17 protein-coding genes and 2 pseudogenes are annotated in these 18,572 nt (G+C 70.9%); 9 read left to right on the top strand and 10 right to left on the bottom strand.

Going from position 1 to position 18,572, the window contains the following annotated elements; all coding sequences use genetic code 11:
* Nucleotides 1-33: 33 nt before the first annotated feature.
* Both ACWF79_RS10445 and ACWF79_RS10440 read left to right on the top strand, forming a co-directional pair.
* Nucleotides 34-1,143, top strand: coding sequence for a pectinesterase family protein (locus tag ACWF79_RS10445; RefSeq protein WP_453727660.1), 1,110 nt, complete (start codon nt 34-36; stop codon nt 1,141-1,143).
* Between the two features lie 25 nt (nt 1,144-1,168).
* Nucleotides 1,169-2,299: a right-handed parallel beta-helix repeat-containing protein gene (locus ACWF79_RS10440; RefSeq protein ID WP_453727659.1), complete on the top strand. Its 1,131-nt coding sequence runs from the start codon at nt 1,169-1,171 to the stop codon at nt 2,297-2,299.
* Nucleotides 2,300-2,377: 78 nt separating this feature from the next.
* Here the strand turns inward: ACWF79_RS10440 and ACWF79_RS10435 are convergent, their stop codons facing one another.
* Nucleotides 2,378-5,278 carry a glycoside hydrolase family 48 protein gene (locus tag ACWF79_RS10435; protein WP_453727658.1) on the bottom strand — a complete coding sequence of 967 codons (2,901 nt, stop codon included), beginning with the start codon at nt 5,276-5,278 and terminating at the stop codon, nt 2,378-2,380.
* Nucleotides 5,279-5,539: 261 nt separating this feature from the next.
* Between ACWF79_RS10435 and ACWF79_RS10430 the strand changes: the two genes are divergently transcribed.
* From ACWF79_RS10430 to ACWF79_RS10420, 3 genes are all read left to right on the top strand, one after another.
* Nucleotides 5,540-7,078, top strand: coding sequence for a cellulase family glycosylhydrolase (locus ACWF79_RS10430; protein WP_453727657.1), 1,539 nt, complete (start codon nt 5,540-5,542; stop codon nt 7,076-7,078).
* Complete coding sequence (locus ACWF79_RS10425; RefSeq protein WP_453727656.1) at nt 7,075-8,802, top strand: glycoside hydrolase family 6 protein; 1,728 nt, start codon at nt 7,075-7,077, stop codon at nt 8,800-8,802. The genes ACWF79_RS10430 and ACWF79_RS10425 overlap by 4 nt, the downstream gene beginning before the upstream one ends.
* A 162-nt stretch (nt 8,803-8,964) precedes the next feature.
* Nucleotides 8,965-9,177, top strand: coding sequence for a DUF4287 domain-containing protein (locus ACWF79_RS10420; protein WP_453727655.1), 213 nt, complete (start codon nt 8,965-8,967; stop codon nt 9,175-9,177).
* Between the two features lie 120 nt (nt 9,178-9,297).
* Here ACWF79_RS10420 and ACWF79_RS10415 read toward each other — a convergent pair whose 3' ends face one another.
* Nucleotides 9,298-9,900, bottom strand: coding sequence for a TetR/AcrR family transcriptional regulator (locus tag ACWF79_RS10415; protein ID WP_453727654.1), 603 nt, complete (start codon nt 9,898-9,900; stop codon nt 9,298-9,300).
* Between the two features lie 147 nt (nt 9,901-10,047).
* Here ACWF79_RS10415 and ACWF79_RS10410 point away from each other — a divergent pair.
* Nucleotides 10,048-10,746 (top strand): annotated as a pseudogene (locus ACWF79_RS10410) (FAD-dependent monooxygenase); the annotation flags it as partial.
* 13 nt (nt 10,747-10,759) lie between these two features.
* Here the strand turns inward: ACWF79_RS10410 and ACWF79_RS10405 are convergent.
* From ACWF79_RS10405 to ACWF79_RS10395, 3 genes are all read right to left on the bottom strand, one after another.
* Entirely contained in the window at nt 10,760-11,026 is a 267-nt protein-coding gene (locus ACWF79_RS10405; RefSeq protein ID WP_453727653.1) for a hypothetical protein, read from the bottom strand.
* A gap of 112 nt (nt 11,027-11,138) precedes the next feature.
* A complete protein-coding gene (locus ACWF79_RS10400; protein WP_453727652.1) occupies nt 11,139-11,648 on the bottom strand; it encodes a DinB family protein in 510 nt (169 codons plus the stop codon).
* Nucleotides 11,645-11,980, bottom strand: a complete 336-nt coding sequence (locus ACWF79_RS10395) for a hypothetical protein (RefSeq protein WP_453727651.1) — start codon at nt 11,978-11,980, stop codon at nt 11,645-11,647. The genes ACWF79_RS10400 and ACWF79_RS10395 overlap by 4 nt, the downstream gene beginning before the upstream one ends.
* A 103-nt stretch (nt 11,981-12,083) precedes the next feature.
* Between ACWF79_RS10395 and ACWF79_RS10390 the strand changes: the two genes are divergently transcribed.
* Together ACWF79_RS10390 and ACWF79_RS10385 are read left to right on the top strand one after the other, a co-directional pair.
* The gene (locus tag ACWF79_RS10390) at nt 12,084-14,615 is read left to right on the top strand and encodes a SpoIIE family protein phosphatase (RefSeq protein ID WP_453727650.1); all 2,532 of its coding nucleotides are present in this window, start codon (nt 12,084-12,086) and stop codon (nt 14,613-14,615) included.
* Nucleotides 14,616-14,706: 91 nt separating this feature from the next.
* Nucleotides 14,707-14,961: a type B 50S ribosomal protein L31 gene (locus tag ACWF79_RS10385; RefSeq protein WP_453727649.1), complete on the top strand. Its 255-nt coding sequence runs from the start codon at nt 14,707-14,709 to the stop codon at nt 14,959-14,961.
* A 70-nt stretch (nt 14,962-15,031) separates the two neighbouring features.
* Here the strand turns inward: ACWF79_RS10385 and ACWF79_RS10380 are convergent, their stop codons facing one another.
* From ACWF79_RS10380 to ACWF79_RS10365, 4 genes are all read right to left on the bottom strand, one after another.
* Nucleotides 15,032-15,529 carry a peptidylprolyl isomerase gene (locus tag ACWF79_RS10380; protein ID WP_453727648.1) on the bottom strand — a complete coding sequence of 166 codons (498 nt, stop codon included), beginning with the start codon at nt 15,527-15,529 and terminating at the stop codon, nt 15,032-15,034.
* Nucleotides 15,530-15,586: 57 nt separating this feature from the next.
* Nucleotides 15,587-15,805 carry a hypothetical protein gene (locus ACWF79_RS10375; protein ID WP_453727647.1) on the bottom strand — a complete coding sequence of 73 codons (219 nt, stop codon included), beginning with the start codon at nt 15,803-15,805 and terminating at the stop codon, nt 15,587-15,589.
* Nucleotides 15,806-15,964: 159 nt separating this feature from the next.
* A complete protein-coding gene (locus ACWF79_RS10370) occupies nt 15,965-16,465 on the bottom strand; it encodes an NUDIX domain-containing protein (protein WP_453727646.1) in 501 nt (166 codons plus the stop codon).
* Nucleotides 16,466-16,641: 176 nt separating this feature from the next.
* A complete protein-coding gene (locus tag ACWF79_RS10365) occupies nt 16,642-17,526 on the bottom strand; it encodes a YhjD/YihY/BrkB family envelope integrity protein (RefSeq protein ID WP_453727645.1) in 885 nt (294 codons plus the stop codon).
* 185 nt (nt 17,527-17,711) lie between these two features.
* On the opposite strand from ACWF79_RS10365, the pseudogene ACWF79_RS10360 reads away from it, so the two are divergent.
* A pseudogene (locus ACWF79_RS10360) lies at nt 17,712-17,980 on the top strand (PaaI family thioesterase); the annotation flags it as partial.
* Nucleotides 17,981-17,993: 13 nt separating this feature from the next.
* Here ACWF79_RS10360 and ACWF79_RS10355 read toward each other — a convergent pair.
* The gene (locus tag ACWF79_RS10355; RefSeq protein ID WP_453727644.1) at nt 17,994-18,362 is read right to left on the bottom strand and encodes a luciferase domain-containing protein; all 369 of its coding nucleotides are present in this window, start codon (nt 18,360-18,362) and stop codon (nt 17,994-17,996) included.
* Nucleotides 18,363-18,572 lie beyond the last annotated feature (210 nt).

Below are 18,572 nucleotides of genomic sequence, written 5' to 3'. Positions count from 1 at the left end.
GTACGTTCCGCCGCACACAGAAGGAGTCTTGTCATGCCCGCATCCAGTCGTCGTGCCCTGCTCACCGCGAGCGCCGGAGCGCTGCTCTCCCTCGGTCTGCACGCGACACCCGCCGCGGCCGGCCCCGCCCGCGCGTTCGGCCGGTACGGATCGCCCGCCGCCCGCCTCACCTCGCGCACCCTGTACGTCCACCCGGGCGGTCTGGGCGACCACCGCACGGTCCAGGCGGCCGTGAACGCCGCCGGAGGGCCCGGCTGGACGCTGGTCATCGCCCCGGGCACCTACCGGGAGACCGTCGCCGTCAGCCTCGCCCGGACCGACATGACCTGGATCGGAGCGAGCGAGAACCCCCGCGACGTCGTCGTCGTGTACGACAACGCGGCCGGTACGGCCCGCCCCGACGGCACCACCTACGGCACGAGCGGCTCGGCCACGACGACCGTCCAGGCGGACGGGTTCTCCGCCCGGTGGATCACCTTCGCCAACGACTTCCTGCGCACCGACCTCCCCGGGAACCCCGGCACCCAGGCGGTCGCGATCAAGGTGCAGGGCGACCGGTCCGCGTTCCTCCACTGCCGGTTCCTCGGTCACCAGGACACGCTGTACGCCGACTCCATGACCCTGGCCTCCGTCGCCCGCCAGTACTTCGCGCACTGCTACGTCGAGGGGGACGTCGACTTCGTCTTCGGCCGGGCGCGTGCCGTCTTCGAGCACTGTCACTTCCGTACGCTGTTCCGCCCGGATCTCGCCTCGGCGCCGCACGGCTTCGTCTTCGCCCCGTCGACCGCACGCACCCACGCGTACGGGTTCCTGGCGACGCGCTGCCGGGTGACGAGCGAGGCGCCCGACGGCTACTACAAGCTGGCCAGGCCCTGGGTGCCCAGTTCGGACACCACGGCCCGGCCGTCCCTGGTCGTCCGCGACAGCGTGCTGGGTCCGGGGATCGACGCCGTGGCGCCCTACGCGAACATGCGGGACGCCCACCCCTGGCAGGCCCAGCGCTTCGCCGAGTACCGCAACACCGGCCCCGGTGCCACGATCCACGTCCCCGCGAACCGCCCTCAACTCACGCCTTCCGCAGCCGAGTCGGCGACGAGGCGCACGTACCTCGGGGACTGGACGCCCGCCTCCGCACCCGCCTGACACCCCCACGAGAGGACCCGCAGTCATGTCTCGACACGGAACCCCGCGCACCAGGACCCTCGCGCTGTCCCTGTCCTTACTCACCACCGGCGCCGGACTCGGCGGCCTGGCCACCCCGGCCCATGCGGCCACCGTCGTCGTCTCCACGTCGACCGCGCTCGCCGACGCCGTCAAGAACGCCACACCGGGCACCGTCATCCAGATCCGCGGCGGCACCTACTATCCGACCTCCACGCTCCAGTCCACCGCCAACGGCTCGGCGAGCAGCCGCATCCAGCTCCGGCCGTACGGCTCCGAGACCGTACGGATCGACGGCTCGAAACTGCCCGCCGGCTCCTGGATCTTCAAACTCACCGCCGACCACTGGACGGTCTCGAACCTCACCTTCCAGAACTCCCCGGACAGCGCAGTCGTCTGCACCTCCTGCACCGGCACGGAGTGGAACTCGATCAGGACGATCAACGGCGGCGACTCCGGCTTCACGCTCACCGGCGACGCCACCCACCACAACACCGTCCGGAACCTGGACTCCTACGGGCACTACGACGCCGCCAACCACGGCGAGAACGCCGACGGTCTCGCCGTGAAGTTCGGCTCGGGGACCGGCAATCTGATCACCGGCGCCCGGCTCTTCAACAACTCGGACGACGGCATCGACCTGTGGTCCTGGTCGAGCCCGTTGACCGTCGAGCACACCTGGGCGTACGGAAACGGCCGGAACCGCTGGTCGGACACCGCATTCGCGGGCGACGGCAACGGATACAAACTGGGCGGCGACGGCGAGGTCGTGGCCCACGTCGTCAACAACTCGGCGGCCTGGGACAACGCGGGCAACGGATTCACCGAGAACAGCAACAAGGGCGCCATCGCCGTCAACCGCACCACGTCGTACGCGAACGGCAAGTGGGGTTACTACTTCGCCACCGGCGCGGCGCGGCTCGGCAGGAACCTCGCGGTGGGCAACGGCTCGGGCCTGGCGAGCCGGGGCTCCTCGGTGGTCTCGGCGGGCAACAACTGGGACTCCGGGATCGCCACGCCCCCCTTCCGGAGCACCGACGCCACCAGCGCGTACGGCGCGCGCAAGGCGGACGGCTCGCTGCCCGCGACGACGTTCCTGACGACCGGGTCGACCACGATCGGCTCGACGATGAACTGAACGGCCCGACGCCCTGGGGAGGGGACCTGCCCCTCCCCAGGGCGTGGCGTACGTGGAGCTGCCTCCCGCGGGGCGCTGCTATTCGAGCAGCTCCGCGTACGCGCCCATGGCCAGGGCGATGTCCGCCTGGGCCCAGAACCGGTGGTAGGTGAAGACGGGCGCGGCGCCGCCCGCCAGATAGGCCTCGATCTTCGGCCAGGCCGGGTCGTCCCGGTAGAAGGAGCGGATCGAGGAGAAGGTGGAGTTCGCGTTCACCATGTCGCCGCCCGGCATGGTGCCGGTCCAGCCGCTCGGGACGTACACGGGGTCGTCGAACCGGTTGTAGTCGGCGCGGGTCTCCGGGACGGCGACGCCCAGCGGGTCCTGGTGGTGGGTCCACATGCCGTCGAGGAGGGCCTTCGCGACCCGCTTCGCCTCTGCGTGGCCGGACTTGGCGGCGTAGTAGGTGAGCGTCTTGGCGTATGCGGCGGCCACGCCGACGTCGTCGGTGTAGTCGGCGACGGTGACGTGGAGTCCGGCGTTGGCACCGGGGTTCGCGGCGTTCCAGGTGTCGGGCGCGCCGGACCACTGGAGGGTGGAGGGGATGCGGTAGGTGCCGTCGGGGTTGATCGTGGTCTTCGACAGCGCCCAGGCGACCCACTTGTCGAGCACGGTCTTGGCGGCCGCGTCGCCGGTCTGCCGGTAGTACTCGGCGACCCGCTCCATGGACCAGGCCTGGAAGCCGAACCACTGATTGGACGCGGGGTCGTGGTAGACGGGCTTCTCGTCGTAGAAGAGGCCGTGGAAGGTGGGCGTACCGGCCGGGGGCTGGGCGTAGCGCCCCTGCCAGCTGTTGGTGGCGCCGCCGGCGATGGCTCCCTCGTCGGACTGGAGCCAGCGGTAGAACTCCAACTGCCGGTCGAGGCTGGTCGCCCAGTCTGCCGCTCCGGTGGCCGACTTGGGTTTCAGCGGGGCGTACTCGCTGAGCGCGTACGCGGCGAGCGGGTTCTGATAGCCGCCGTGGGCGTGGCTGGAGCCGATCCGCCAGGACCAGCCCGCGCTGGTGTCGGTGGCGCCGCCCCAGGCGTAGTACCAGGACATCAGGTAGTGGGCGCTGTTCTTGCCGGTGCCGGCCGGGCAGGCGGTCGGTCCGACGCAGTTGCCGGACTTCTTGAAGTACTTGTCGAACATGGCGTAGCGCAGGTAGTCGCCCATCTTGGCCGCCTTGGCGACGGTCGCGGTGACCTGGGCGCCCTTGCCCTGCTCCTTGGCCCAGATGTCGGCCCAGTAGGCGGCCTGGACGGCACGGGCGTCGGCGTCGGGGGCGTTGGTGAACTTCCACTGCTTGGCGTAGGAGGCGTCCCCGGTGAAGAGATCGAGGTAGCCGTTCTTCCCACCGAAGGTGAAGTTGTCGCAGGTGGGGTGGGGGACGGTCTCCCAGACGGACTCCTGCGGGCCACGCTGGAAGGTGTTGATGTACGACGGGCCGGTCGCGGTCGGTCCGGCGGAGCACTTACCGGGCTCGTTGCCGTAGCCGTAGACGTTGTCGACGTCCTGCAACCAGTGCATGCCGTAGATGTCGTCGGTGCCGTACGCGGTCTTCAGCTCGGCGGCGATGGGGTCGGCGCCGGCCGTGACACCGGAGTCGAGCCGGGCCGGGTACTGCGACGGCAGATCGTGCTCGGGTGCGTACGTGGCGGGCTTGGAGGCGTTGTAGCTGCCGGTCGTGGGCTGGTCGGCGTGGGTCGGGATCATGAACTTCTCCATGGTGTCCCACGCGCCGTTGAACTTGGTCCAGTCGCCGGTGATCTTGCCGTACATCGCCTGGAGCCAGATCAGATAGCTGTACGCCTCCGAGGTCGTCTCGTGCCCCTGGTCGGGGGCCTCGACGATCAGGGTCTCGACGGAGTGGTACGGGATTCCCTCGGGCGAGAAGTAGCCGTTGGCGGGGTTCGTGATCTTCCCGTGGAGGTCCAGGAAGCGGGCGTCGTAGGTGGAGTCGGCGGCCAGTTGGGTGGCGGTGACCTCGGCCTTGGTGTGGCCGGGGGCGGTCGCGGTGAGCACGGCCGAACCGGTTCCGGTGGGCGCGGCGGCAACGGTCACCTTCTGGGCGGTGTTCCAGTTCGCCGGCGTGAAGGTGAGCGTCCCGCCCGCGGAGACCGTGAGGTTGCTGTTGCCCGAGGTGCGCGCGGTGGTCACTGTGACGTTCGCGGACGGCCGGGTGGACAGGGTGAGGTCGAAGGTTCCGGTGCCGCCCTGGCGTACGGCGAGCTGGGCCGGGCTCGCGACGAGAGCGGGACCCGCGGCGACGGTGATCCCGACGGGGGCCGACTCCGCGGAGGCGCCGAGGCTGTCGTACGCCTTGGCGTAGAGGGAGTGGGGGCCGGCGGCCAGGCCGGTGGCCCCGAGGGAGAACGGGGCCGTGGTGTCGGTGCCGAGCAGGGTGGTGTCGCTGTAGAACTCGACCTTGCTGACGGTCGCCTGGTCGGCGGCGGCCGCGGTGGCGGCCAGCGGGACCGGGTCCCCCTGGGTGAAGACGGCTCCGGCGGCGGGGCTGGTGAGCACGGCGACGGGTGGCTGGTGGGCACCGGTGCACGGGGTGCCGTTGACGGCGAAGGCGGTCGGGGCGGCGTTGGTCCCGCTGTACGTGAACTGGGCGCCGGTCGTGACGGCCGCTCCGGCCGCGACGGTCCTGTTCCAGTCGGCATGGGCGACCGTGACGGTCTTCCCGGACTGGGACCAGGTGCCGTTCCAGCCGTTGGTGAGCTTCTGGTCGCCGACGTAGGCGTAGGTCAGGTTCCAGCCGTCGAGCGGGGTGGCGGCGCGGTTCGTGAGGGTCAGCTCGGCGGTGAAGCCGGAACCCCAGTCGTTGGTCTTGTAGTCGACGCTGCACTGCACCGCCGCGGCGTGGGCCGTCGTGCCGGCTGCGGTGAAACCGAGGGGAAGCGACAGGGCCGCGGCCAGTGCCGTCAGCAGTCTGCGCGATCTTCCTGGTGGCATGAGGGTGGTTCTCCTCGCGGCTCGGGAGGTGGGTTGTGCGAAGGCATGGGCACAAGCACTGAACCAGTGGGAGCGCTCCCACAATGCAGAAGGGACGGACGGGCGTCAAGACGCTCGAAGAATCGAAGGCTGCCGACGAACAACTTCGTCAACTCCTCTTTTCCTTGTGGTCGGTTGGCGCTACGGTCTGGCCCCACCAGTGGGAGCGATTCCGTCAGTCGGCGCGTCGTGAAGACGCGTCCTCGCTGCAAGGAGTCGCTCATGCGACATCCCCCACGTCTGTCGGCGCTGCTCGCGGGAGCGGCGCTCACGGTGGCGAGCACCGCTCTCGCCGTCGTCGGTACGGCCTCGGGAGCCGCGGCCGCCCCGCTGTGCACGGTCACCTACACCGTCGTCGGCCAGTGGACCGACGGCTTCCAGGGCGCCGTCACGGTGACCAACAACAGTGCGACGCTCAACGCGTGGAGCCTCGGTTTCGGCTTCCCGGGCGGCCAGCGGCTCCAGCAGGGCTGGGGCGGGAAGTGGTCCCAGTCCGGCACGGCCGTCACGGTCGTCAACGAGAGCTGGAACGGTTCGCTCGGGACGGGCGCGAGCGTGACCGCCGGCTTCCTCGCATCCTGGTCGGGGACGAACGGAGCACCCACGGCCTTCACCCTCAACGGCCAGGTCTGCAACGTCGATCCCGGCCCCGGTCCCACCAGCCCGACGCCTACTCCGACGCCCACCCCGACTCCCACGCCCACCGATCCGACCGACCCTCCCGGTCCCCCCGGCGCGCCCGAGCTGAGCGTGACCGGCAACCGACTCACCGACCAGAACGGCGCCACCCGTCGCCTGCTCGGCGTCAACCGCTCCGGGGCCGAGTTCATGTGCGTCCAGGGCCACGGCATCTTCGACGGCCCGGTCGACGACGCCTCGATCCGCGCCATCGCGGATTGGAAGGCCAACACCGTCCGCATCCCGCTCAACGAGGAGTGCTGGCTGGGCCTGGACAACGTCAAGCCCGAATACCGGGGAGCGAACTACGTCGCCGCGATCAAGGACCTGGTGAACCGCGTCCTCGCCCACGGCATGACGCCGATCGTCGAACTGCACTGGACCCACGGGCAGTACACCGGCAACTCGGCGGGCTGCTCCGACATCCACGCCTCCTGTCAGAAGCCGATGCCGAACGCGCGCTACACCCCGGCGTTCTGGACCTCGGTCGCCGACACCTTCAAGAACGACCGCCGCGTCGTCCTCGACCTGTTCAACGAGCCGTACCCGGACCGGGCGGCCTCCACCGCTGCCCAGGCCTGGACATGCTGGCGCGACGGCGGAACCTGCCCCGGTATCGGCTACGAGGTCGCCGGCATGCAGGACCTGGTGGACGCGGTCCGCGCGACGGGCGCCCGCAACCTCGTGCTCGTACCCGGCCTCGCGTACTCCAACGACCTGAGCCAGTGGCTCGCGTACCGTCCCTCCGACCCGGCCGGAAATCTGGCGGCCGCCTGGCACGTCTACAACTTCAACGCCTGCTCCAACGAGGCCTGCTGGGACAGCACCCTCGCCCCGGTCGCCGCACAGGTGCCCCTCGTGGCCGGCGAGATCGGTGAGAACACCTGCGGCCACGCGTTCATCGACCGCGTCATGAAGTGGTTCGACGACCGCTCGCTCTCGTATCTCGGCTGGACCTGGAACACCTGGAACTGCTCCTCGGGACCGGCCCTGATCACCTCGTACGACGGCACACCCACCGCATTCGGCATCGGGCTGCGCGACCATCTGCGCGCCCTGAACGGAAAGGCACACACACCATGAGCCGCACAACGAGCCGCACCGCCCTGCTGGCGGCGCTCGGCCTGATCACGGCCACCGGAGCCACGGCCACCGTCATGACGAGCACCGCCGGGGCGGCCGCAGCCGGCTGCCGTGTCGACTACCAGGTCACGAACCAGTGGAACAACGGCTTCGGGGCCAACGTCGTCGTCACCAACACCGGTGACCCGCTGAACTCCTGGACCCTGGGGTGGTCCTACGCGGACGGTCAGCAGGTCACGCAGGGCTGGAACGCGACGATCACCCAGTCCGACGCCGCCGTGACCGCCAAGAGCCTCTCGTACAACGGAGGCCTGGCCACGGGTGGTTCGACCTCCTTCGGCTTCAACGGTTCCCACACGGGGACGAACGCCGTCCCGACGACGTTCACCCTCAACGGAGTCGTCTGCAACGGCGCCACCCAGCCGCCGACGACCCCTCCGACGACGCCACCGACCACTCCGCCACCGGCCGGTTCCAGGGCCGACAACCCCTACGCCGGCGCCAAGGTGTACGTGAACCCCGAGTGGTCCGCCAAGGCGGCCGCCGAGCCGGGCGGCACCAAGGTCGCGAACCAGCCGACCGGTGTCTGGCTGGACCGTACGGCCGCCATCGCGGGGGCGAACGGTGGCATGGGGCTGCGCGCCCACCTCGACGAGGCCCTGCGGCAGAAGGGCAGCGGAGAGCTCGTCGTCCAGCTGGTGATCTACAACCTGCCGGGCCGGGACTGCGCCGCACTCGCCTCCAACGGCGAGCTGGGCCCGACCGAGATCGACCGGTACAAGACCGAGTACATCGATCCCATCGCCGCCATCCTCGCCGACCCTAAGTACGCGGGCCTGCGGGTCGTCACCACGGTCGAGATCGACTCCCTGCCGAACCTGGTGACCAACGTGTCCGGCCGTCCGACGGCCACCGCCAACTGCGATGTCATGAAGGCCAACGGCAACTACATCAAGGGCGTCGGCTACGCGCTGAACAAGCTGGGCTCGATCGCCAACGTCTACAACTACGTGGACGCGGGCCACCACGGCTGGCTCGGCTGGGACGACAACTTCGGCGCCTCGGCCGAACTCTTCAAGCAGGCCGCGACCGCCGAGGGTTCGACGGTCTCCAAGGTCCACGGCTTCATCGTCAACACGGCCAACTACAGCGCGCTGAAGGAGGACCACTTCAAGATCGAGGACTCCGTCAACGGTGTCTCCGTGCGCCAGTCGAAGTGGGTGGACTGGAACCGGTACACAGACGAGCTGTCCTACGCCCAGGCCATGCGCACCAAGCTCGTCTCGCTCGGCTTCGACACCAACCTCGGCATGCTGATCGACACCTCCCGCAACGGCTGGGGCGGCACGGCCCGGCCCACCGGCCCGGGGGCCCTGACGGACGTCAACACGTACGTGAACGGCGGCCGCTACGACCGGCGCATCAACCCCGGCAACTGGTGCAACCAGTCGGGTGCGGGCCTCGGCGAACGGCCGCAGGCCGCCCCTGCCGCCGGCATCGACGCGTACGTGTGGATGAAGCCGCCGGGCGAGTCGGACGGCGCGAGCAAGGAGATCCCGAACGACGAGGGCAAGGGCTTCGACCGGATGTGCGACCCGACGTACACGGGCAACGTCCGCAACGGCAACAGCATGTCGGGCTCGCTGCCGGACGCGCCGCTGGCCGGGAAGTGGTTCTCGGCCCAGTTCCAGGAGCTCCTGAAGAACGCCCACCCGGCGCTGTGACGCCCGCGCCGGCCGGGCCTCCCGGGCGCTCCGGCCGGCGTGCGGCACCCCGTGACCCACCTCACACGTCCGAACCGATCACTTCGCACGTCCCGTCCAGTCCTTCATACAAGATCGCTCCGCACAGAGCACTCCGCATCGACAGGACAGGACACCGACGCCATGGCCGACGCCGTGAAGGGCCCCGCGAGCTACTTCCCCTCGATCGAGAAGAAGTACGGCCGCCCCATCACGGAGTGGAAGGACCTCATCCGCTCCTCGCCGCTGAGCAAGCACATGGAGCTCGTCTCCTGGCTCAAGACCGAGCACGCCCTCGGGCACGGCCACGCCAACGCCCTCGTCGCGCACACGCTCGCCGAGGACAGCGGCAAGTGATGCCGCGTCGGCACCCTGGCCGGTCAATTCGCTCACGCGTGACCGGCCGGGGGTGTCAGGATCGCCCCACGACCTACGGAATCGCGTCCCACTCCGCCCGGTGAGCGCCCTCGCCTGCGTCTACGTGGCAGGTTCCTGACCTTCGATGAGGGAAGTCAGGCCGTCGAGGAGTGCCTTGAGGCCGAATTCGAAGAGAGCATCGAGACGCAGGTCGTAGCCGTCCTCGAAGGCACCGACCACCTTGGTGAAGGTCGGGAAGCGGCCGGATTCCACCAGTTCCCGGAGAGCGGGGGCCCGGCTGTCCATCCACTGGTCCTCCGACTGGCCCGTGGCGGCTTCGGCGTGCGCTTCCATCTCCAGGTGCACAGCCAGGCCGTGGACATGGCTGTAGAGCAGGACGTGGATGTCGAACAGCTTGGTGGGATCGAGTCCGTGGCCGTCGAGGGCTCGCAGCGCCCATTCGCCGTGGACCATCAGGTTGGGGACGAGCAGAGGGCGGGTGAGCGAGCCGATCTGGGCCAGCCAGGGGTGCCTGCGGTAGAGAGTCCAAAGGGTCCGAGCACCCAGTTCGATGCGGGAACGCCACCCTTCGGGGGCGTCGGCAGGGTAGGACTCCTCACCGAACGCGGTGTCGGCCATGAGCAGGATGAGGTCGTCCTTGCTGGGGACGTACCGGTAGGTGGACATGGCGGCGACGCCGAGCCGCGCCGCAACGCCGCGCATGGACAGCGCCGAAGTCCTTCGGCATCGGCGATGCCGATGGCCGTGCGGACGATCCGGTCAAGGCTCAGCTCCTGCTCGGGGTCCGGGACGGATGACGGGCGCTTGCGGACCGGCGCAGCGGGGGCCGTTCCGGCGACGACCGTGCCGCGCGTCGACTTCGCGCACGGGCCGTCCCGCACCTTCGACCTCGTGGTCGGGGCCGACGGCCTCCACTCCACCGTACGACGCCTGGCCTTCGGCCCGGAGGAGCGTTTCGCCCACCACCTGGGCAGCTACCTCTCGGTGTTCAGCGCAGACAACTTCCTCGCCCTGGACGACTGGCAGATGTGGCTGCGAGACGGCGACACGGGCTTCGGCATCATGCCCGTACGCGGCAACACCGAACTCAGGATCGCCTTCGGCTTCGAGTCCGCCCCCCTCGCCCACGACCTCCGCGACGGCGGCGCCCTGCGGCAGCTCGTCGTGGACAAGCTCGCGTCGATGCGGTGGGAAGGGGCTCGCCTGGCCGAGGCCGCCCGGAAGGCGCCCGACTTCTACTGCGACGCCATGGCCCAGATCCGCATGGACCAGTGGTCGCGGGGCCGGGTGGCCCTCCTCGGAGACGCCGGCTACTGCCCCTCCCCCCTCTCAGGGCAGGGCACCAGCCTGGCACTCGTCGGCGCCCACGTGCTGGCGGACTGCCTTGCCCGAGCCAGCGGCGACCACCGCACCGCGTATGCCCACTACGAGCGGCGGATGCGCCCCTTCGTCACCCTCAACCAGGCACTGGCCACCGAGAACCCCGGCGGCCCAGCCTCGGAGGAATCCATCACCCACGCCAAGAACGCACTCTCGCTGGACAGCTGACCCCCGTGCCGAACTAGCGGGTGTCGCCCTCCCAGTCCCAGTGCACGGCGTCGCCCTCCCGCGGCCCGTACCGGGCATGTCCGCCGGGGCCGTACGCGCCTATCTCCGTGGCGAGTGCGGCCCCTTCCTCGAGCTCGCTCTCGGTCCAGCCGGTGACGTCGAGCAGAAGGCCGTCGAGGGGGCCCGCCACCAGCTCACGGTAGTCGCGCCCGGCTCGTGGGCCCGGATCGGGATCGTCATGGTCGGCGCCGTACACACGCCCTCTCATCAGCTCGTCCATACCCCGCAGCATCGCACCCGGCACTGACACCCGCCCGGCCGCGAGGGCCCCGGTCAGGCCGCTGGGGTGACGTTCCGAGCCGGGCGTGCAGGCCGCAGCCCGCGGAGAGTGTTCAGGCGCCGACGGTTCCGTCGACGCCCTCACGCAGAAGATCGGCGTGACCGTTGTGGCGGCCGTATTCGAGCAGTACGTGCACCATCACCATCCGCAGCGAGACCTCCTCACCCCACCGGGGCTGGAGCCCGGAGAGGTCCAGGGACGCGGCCTCGCGTTCGATCCGGCGGGAGTTCTCGACCTCGGCCTCCCATGCGGCGAAGGCCTCCGCGCGCGTCGACCGGCTCGCGTCGTACGCCGCCTGGAAGTCGATCTTGTCCGACCAGACCATCGGCGCCTCGCCGTCCTCGAAGACCCGGCGGAACCAGGCCCGCTCCACCTCCGCCATGTGCCGGACCAGACCGAGCAACGACAGCGTGGACGGGGGCATCGACCGCTGCCTCAGCTGTTCGTCGTCGAGCCCCTGGCACCTCATGGCCAGCGTCGTGCGGTGGTAGTCGAGAAAGGCGCGCAGGGTCTCGCGTTCGCCGCCGAGGTGGGGCGGCGCGACGCGCGGGTCGGCGGTCAAGGGCGTTGCTCCTCGTCAAGATCCTTCAGGGGCACCGAACTTACCCCGGAGCCCGGCGCGGCGGTACGCCCCGAGCGTCCCCGCTCCGCCGTGAGAGAGGCGACCAGGACGCCGGCCAGGCCCGCCCACACCACGACCGCGCCGCCGCCGACGGTCGCCCAGCCCAGGGTGCCGAGCACGCACGCCACCCCGAGCCCCGTGCCCAGCGCCCGCCGGTCGGTGGCGAAGGCCCAGGCGCGTCGGCCGGCACCGGGCGTGCGCATCTCGAGCACCGCCGCGCGGCACACCAGCGCCGCGGCGGCCAGCAGCGCGGTCATGACGGACGGGTCCATGGCCTCTCCCTCCCCCGCCATGGTCGCGCAGACCCGTGGAAACGGCAGGGTGTCGTGCCCTCCTTCTCCCGCTCTCCACGGACCGTGGCCCCGGTGGCCCGAGATGCGGAGTCCCTCGCGCGGGGAGCATGCTGGCAGTGTGATCCCGCACGGCCTGCCCGGACAGGACCCGTCGGCCGACAACGAGGACGCGCCCGGGAGCGTGGGCACCGACGGGAAGCTGCTTGACGCGCTGCCGCTGGTGATCGCCGAGACCGCGATACGGACGATCGAGGCGGTCGGCGGCTACGCGGGGTGCGTCTATCTGCGCTCCGGGACTCCGGGACTGCTGAGGATGGCGGTGCTCGCCGGGCTGCCCGGCCCTCTGTTCCGCCCCTGGTGGCGCATGCACGTGAACCGCCCCTTCCCCGTCGCGGAGGTCCACCGCTCGGGCCAGCCGGTGCACCTGGCCGACGTGGAAGAGGCCATGCGGCAGTTTCCGCAGCTCGTGGCCAGTCTCCCGTTCCCCTTCGCCTCCCTGTACGCCCCGATCATCAGCGGCCGGGAGCGTTTCGGGGTGCTCGTGGTGCTCCGTACACCGAGCCCCGGTGTGGAGGTGAACAGCCGGGACCGGACCAGGATGGCGCGGGAGGCCCAGCGGCTCGCCGCGGCCCTGAAGGGCCTGGAGGAGTCCGGTACGTCCGTGGAGTGGCCCGACGAGCCGGTGTGCGTCCAGCTCCCCTCCGGTGGCACGAAGCCGGTGCGGATCGGCACCTTCGACTGGGACCTGGATACCGGCGAGGTCGTCGCCGACGAGGGGCTGCGGGCGATCCTCGGAGACGAGGACACCGACCCCGGCACGATCGAGGCGCTGACGGCGCGCCTGGCCCCGGAGGACTCCTACGCGCTGTGGACCATGGCGCGCCGGGCGGCGGAGTCCGGCTCCCGGGTCGCTCGCCGTATCCGGCTCAAGGGCCCCGACGGCGGACTCCATCTCCTGGAGGTCTCCGCCCGCGTCGCGCCGGGAGGGAGGGCGGGGCGGCTGACGGGCTCGCTGGTCGACCTGGGCACCGGCCTCGTCGGCTCCGACGCCGTCGACCGGCTCCCCCGGGCGATCCTGGCGATCGACCGGCTCGGCCGGGTCTCCTACGTGAACCATCTGACCGAGGCGCTCCTGGGCCGGCCGCGTGCCTCGCTCGCCGGGCAGAGCGTGTGGGAGGTGCTGCCCTGGTTCCACAACCCCGCCTACGAGGAGCATCTGCGGGCCGTCCTGCTCTCCGACGAGCCGGTGCACTTCCTGGTCCACGCGGCCGAGCGGGAGTGGCTGTCGGTCTCGCTCTACCCCGGCCACGACGGGGTGACGCTGGTGCTCCTGCCCGAGGGTGACCCCTCCTACGAGCCCGGCTCGGTCTCCCAGCCGGACGTCGGTCTCGGCTCACCCGCGGACAAGGCGTCGGCCCTCTACCGGCCGGTGGCGCTCGCCATCGCGTTGACGGAGGCGGTCACCGCCCGCCAGGTGTCGGCGGTGGTGACGGACGAGCTCTTGCCCGCCTTCGGCGGCCGGCAGCTGGCGATCTATCTGCTGAGCGACCGGCATCTGTACCTGGCGTGGGAGACCGGGTTCCCTCCCGGGTTCCTGGAGCCGTTCGACGGGGTGGGGCTCGACGCCCGGATGCCGGGTGTGGAGGCGCTCACCACGGGCCGCCCGCTCTTCTTCGAGTCGATGGAGCAGATGAGCCGGGCCTATCCGGGGCTGCCCCTGGACGCGGCGTCGGGGGCGCGGGCCTTCCTGCCGCTGATCGCCTCTGGCCGGCCGGTCGGCTCGTGCATCCTCGGCTTCGACCGGCCGCGCGGCTTCAGTCCGGAGGAGCGCACGGTCCTGACGGCCCTCGCCGGGCTGATCGCGCAGGCCCTGGAGCGGGCCCGCCGGTACGACAGCGAGGCCGCGCTCGCCCGCGGGCTCCAGGACGCGCTGCTGCCCGCCCGGCTGCCGGTCCGCGACCACGTCGACACGGTGGCGCGCTACCTGCCCGGCACGCAGGGGATGGACGTGGGCGGCGACTGGTACGACGTGGTCGAGACGAAAGGGGGGCTGCTGGCCCTGGTGTGCGGCGACGTCCAGGGGCACGGTGTCGCCGCGGCGGCGACGATGGGTCAGTTGCGCAGCGCGGTACGGGCCTTCGCACTCAGCGGCCAGCCGCCTGACGAGGTGCTGAAGGGTACGAACCGGCTGCTGATCGACCTGGACCCCGGGCAGTTCGCCAGCTGCTGCTACATCGTGCTCGACCCGGCGACGGGTGTGGCCGAGGCCGTACGCGCCGGACATCCGCAGCCCCTTCTGCGGCGCCCGGACGGGACGGCGGAGATCCTGGAGCTGCCGGGCGGCCTGGTCCTGGGGATCGATGCCGACGCCACGTATCCGGTCACCGAACTGCGCCTGGATCCCGGTGCGGTGCTTGCCCTGTACACGGACGGCCTGGTGGAGCGGCCGGGCCGGGACATCGACGAGGGAGTCGAGTGGCTGCGCCGTACCTTCTCCGTGACGGGGTCGATCCCGCTGACCGAGACGGCGGACCGGCTGATCCGCGACGCCCGGCAGGCCAGTGACCGGCCGGACGACATCGCCCTGCTGCTCGCCGCCCGTTGGACGGAATGACCGCCCTCACCCGGTCGGCCGCGTGACGCTGGTCGGCCGGTCCGGCTCCGGGGAGGCTGGGGCCATCGAACAGGCAGCCCGAGGAGGACGTGTGCAGCAGGACAAGCAGCCGGAGTACGGCCCCGTGGTCTTCCGTGACCGCTCCGCCGGCTTCGCCTTCCTGACCCGGTCGACGGCGACGAGCGAGCAGACCATCGAGTGGGACGACGGCGAGACCTACCCCGTGGTCGACGTCGAGATCTCCTCCGAGAGCCACCCGTTCTACACGGGCAAGGCGCGCACGGTGGACGCCGAGGGCCGGATCGCGAAGTTCGAACGCAAGTACGGTGAGGGCTCGGCCTCCTGACACGCCCCCGGAAACGGCCGACCGCCCCCGCGTCGTGCTCGGCGGGGGCGGTCGAGGGGTGAGGTGCTGATCAGCCCTCGATGACGCCGGACTCGGCGACGGCGATCTTGGCGCGGGTGGCACCGGAGGGCGAGCCGAGGCCCTCGATCCTCGTCACCAGGTCCTGACCCTCGACGACCTCGCCGAAGACGACGTGCTTGCCGTCCAGCCAGGAGGTCACGACGGTCGTGATGAAGAACTGCGAACCGTTGGAGTTGGGGCCCGCGTTCGCCATGGACAGCAGGAACGGCCGGTCGTGCTTCAGCTTGAAGTTCTCGTCCGCGAACTTCTCGCCGTAGATGCTCTTGCCACCGGTGCCGTCGCCCCGGGTGAAGTCGCCACCCTGGAGCATGAACTGCGGGATGACACGGTGGAACGGGGAGCCGGCGTAGCCGAAGCCGTGCTGGCCGGTGGCGAGCTCACGGAAGTTCTGGGCCGTCTTGGGAACGACGTCGTCGTACAGCTTGAAGACGATCCGGCCGGCGGGGTCGCCGTCGATCGTGATGTCGAAGTACACATTGTTGCTCATGAGGACATCCTGTCATTCCCGCTCACGCGGCGCGCGCACGGGCCTCCCTTCGGAGGGTCACGCCAGTCCGTCGAGGCCGGGGGCCTTGGGGAGGCTGTCGGCCACGAGCGGCGCGGCCCCGTCCACGAGGGGGCCGACAGGGTTGTCGTTCTGCAGGAGACCGGTGGGACCGGCCGCGCCGTGATCGGCGGCGGAGGCGTGGGGCGGCGGGGTCACGAGGGCCGTGACGACACCGGCGGCGAGGGAGGCGATGGCGAGCATGCTGCGCTTCTTCATGCCCTGGTCAACTGTCGAGAGCCCCAGGGGTTACGGCCTGCGGGCGGGCCGAACGGATTCGTCGGAGCGTAGGGCCCGGCCGCGAGCCGGGCCCTGCGCTCCGGCGGCGCGCTCGCGGCTTCCGGCTCGACCGTTCGCGCCCCCGTCCGCTCGGCCCACTCAGAGATCCGCGCCCGTCTCCACGTACACCGTCGTGCCGGAACGCCGGGCGCGGTCGATCTCGGCGAGGCGGGCGAAGTTCCTCGGTGTCATCTCCCGCTCCCACTCGGCCATCGTCCGCACGCTGAACTCGGTGTGTTCGTCGGGGTCGAGGACGATGCCCGCGAGCTGCTCGTCCGTGAGGACACCGCCGTCGAAGATGAAGCCGATGTGGTTGGCCGGCCAGTCGTCGCCCCGGTCGGAGACGAAGTGGGTGCCGAGGAGCCTCGGCTCGCCCCGGAAGACGATCCCTGTCTCCTCGTGACACTCGCGGAGCGCCGTCTGCCAGGGGGTCTCCCCCGGGTCCATGTTGCCGCCGGGCCACTGCCACAGCTCGGTGGAGTAGCCGGCACGCAGCTGGAAGGGCCGCCCCTGGGTGTCGGTGAAGTACAGGCACGCGTACGCGGTCGCCCTCGGCAGCGTCGCGATGTACTCGGCCGGCGGCAGCCAGGTGTTCGCCATGGGTCAGCTCTCTTTCGACGGGCCGGGTGGAGCCCCCATCCAAGCGCTCCCACCGCTCCGGCCCGGTTCGCGGCGATCATGTCCACCGGATCGTGTGATCACGGGGTCACCAGGCCCGTCTCGTACGCGATGATGACCGGCTGGACCCGGGCGCGCTGCGCATGGTGGCCCCGGTCTCACGGGAGGTCGTCGTCGTGCAGCTCGGCCGGTAGACGGTCGATGCGGCGCAGGACCAGGTGCTCGTGGATGAGGCGTCCGACGAGGGCGGCGCCGTAGACGACGAAGCCGACGCCGACGAGCCAGGACTGGAGCACGAGGACGGTGCCGAACGGTCCGTAGGTGACCGCGTTGGAGGCGATCAGCGGGGAGAAGACGAACTGCGAGAAGATCCGCAGCCCGAACAGCCCCAGGGCCGTGCACAGCGCTCCCGGGGCCAGTGCGCGCCAGCGGATCCGTCCGCAGAGGAGGAAGCGCTGCGACCACCAGAAGAAGAGGAAGGCGCCGAGGACGTCGCTGACGGCGACCAGGAAGGTGACGGTGGTCGAGGACTCGGCGGGGACCGGGGCCTCGAGGAAGAGGAGGAGGGCGCCGACGAGGACGGCGAGCCAGACGACGTGGCGCCACATCGTGTGCCAGCGGGCGGTGGGCAGGTCCCAGACCCGTTCGTAGCCGGTCTGGACGGCCGATCCGAAGGTCACCCCGAACGCGGCGAGGGCGGCGAGGCCGAAGGCGGTGGTGCGCTGCAGGGCCTCCCCGGGCGTGCCGAAGAGCATCTCGACCTCCTCCTGGGACACCTCGGAGACGCCGAGCCCCTGGATGAGCCAGCGGGCGAAGCCCTGGCCGCTGGCGAGGTCGGCGGCGGCGACGACGATGAGCAGCGGGACGAGGGTGAGGAGGCTGAGGGCCGCGAAGCCCATCGCGCGGTGCATGAGCTCCACCTCGCGGCCCCGGTACCAGGCGAGCCCGACGACCGACGTGAGGACGGACCGGTGGAGCCGTCGGAACCAGTGGCCGTGCTCGGCGGGGGCACCGTCGCGGGGCGCACCGGAAGTGGGGGGCATGCCACGGGGAGTACCCGCCCAGGCGGTGGGACACCTCCGCCATGCCGCCGAACGGGGGGTAGGGGCTGTCGTGGACAGGGAGGGAGCGGGGGTCTGGCGTCGGTCTTCGCGCCGGGTGCTGGTGACCGGGCGCGGGTGGTGAGGGTGAACCTCAGGCTCAGGGTGAGGGTGAAGGTCGAGTACAGGTGCACGGAGGCGTTACGCCACGCTCCTGGACTCGGCCGCCGGATGCGCGGTGCTCTCGACGCTGCCGCGCGGCATGGCGTACACCTCGCTGGACCTGTCGACCCGCTTCCTGCGGCCGATCACGGTGGACACGGGCAAGGTGCGGGCGATCGGCACGGTGATGAGCCGGGGCCGGCGCACGGCGCTCGCCGAGGCAGGCCTGTACGACTCCTCCGACCGGCTCCACGGGCATGCGACGAGCAGCTGCATGCTGTTCCCGACGGAGTGAGGGGCAAGGCTCCCTAGATCCCCGCGGAGGCCAGGCAGGATCGGGTGCAGCCGTCCGGTGACGCGTCCGGGCGGTCGGTGGAGGCCTGCAGCGCGGCACTGACGAGGGTCGCCAGCAGGTCGATGTCGGAGCCCATGTCCAGCCGGACGGTCACCCAGCCCGAGCCGGCGCGCAGGCGCACGGCGCTCGACCCGAGGAGCGCCGGGCGGAGTTTCGCGATCATGGCGCGGGTGAGGTGGACGTCGGCCTCGTGCTCGCCGTGGAAGTGCACGATGTCGTGCGTCGCGGTGCGCAGACCGAGCTCGGCGCCGCACTGGGCGCGGCCGGGGGCCAGCGAGGGCCAGCTCATCAGACGTTCACTGGCGTGCCGGGCGGTGTTCATACCCAGGAGCGTGCCGGGACGGAGGGCCTTGCACAAGCGTCCGGCGGAATAAATCGCGCCGAGGCGCGAAACAGGCCTACCCGCGCTGACGCAGGGCGCGTACGACGCCCCAAAAGCCCCTTGTGGGAGGCCGCATGGGGCGATTGCGCCCCAGCCGCGCGCACGGCGAAGCCGCAAGACTGCGGGGAGGGCGTACGGCGGTCACGAGGG

The organism is Streptomyces sp. NPDC054975, from assembly GCF_053609105.1.
The sequence above is the reverse complement of the archived record's forward strand: the minus strand, read 5'-3'. Positions and strand labels throughout refer to the sequence as shown.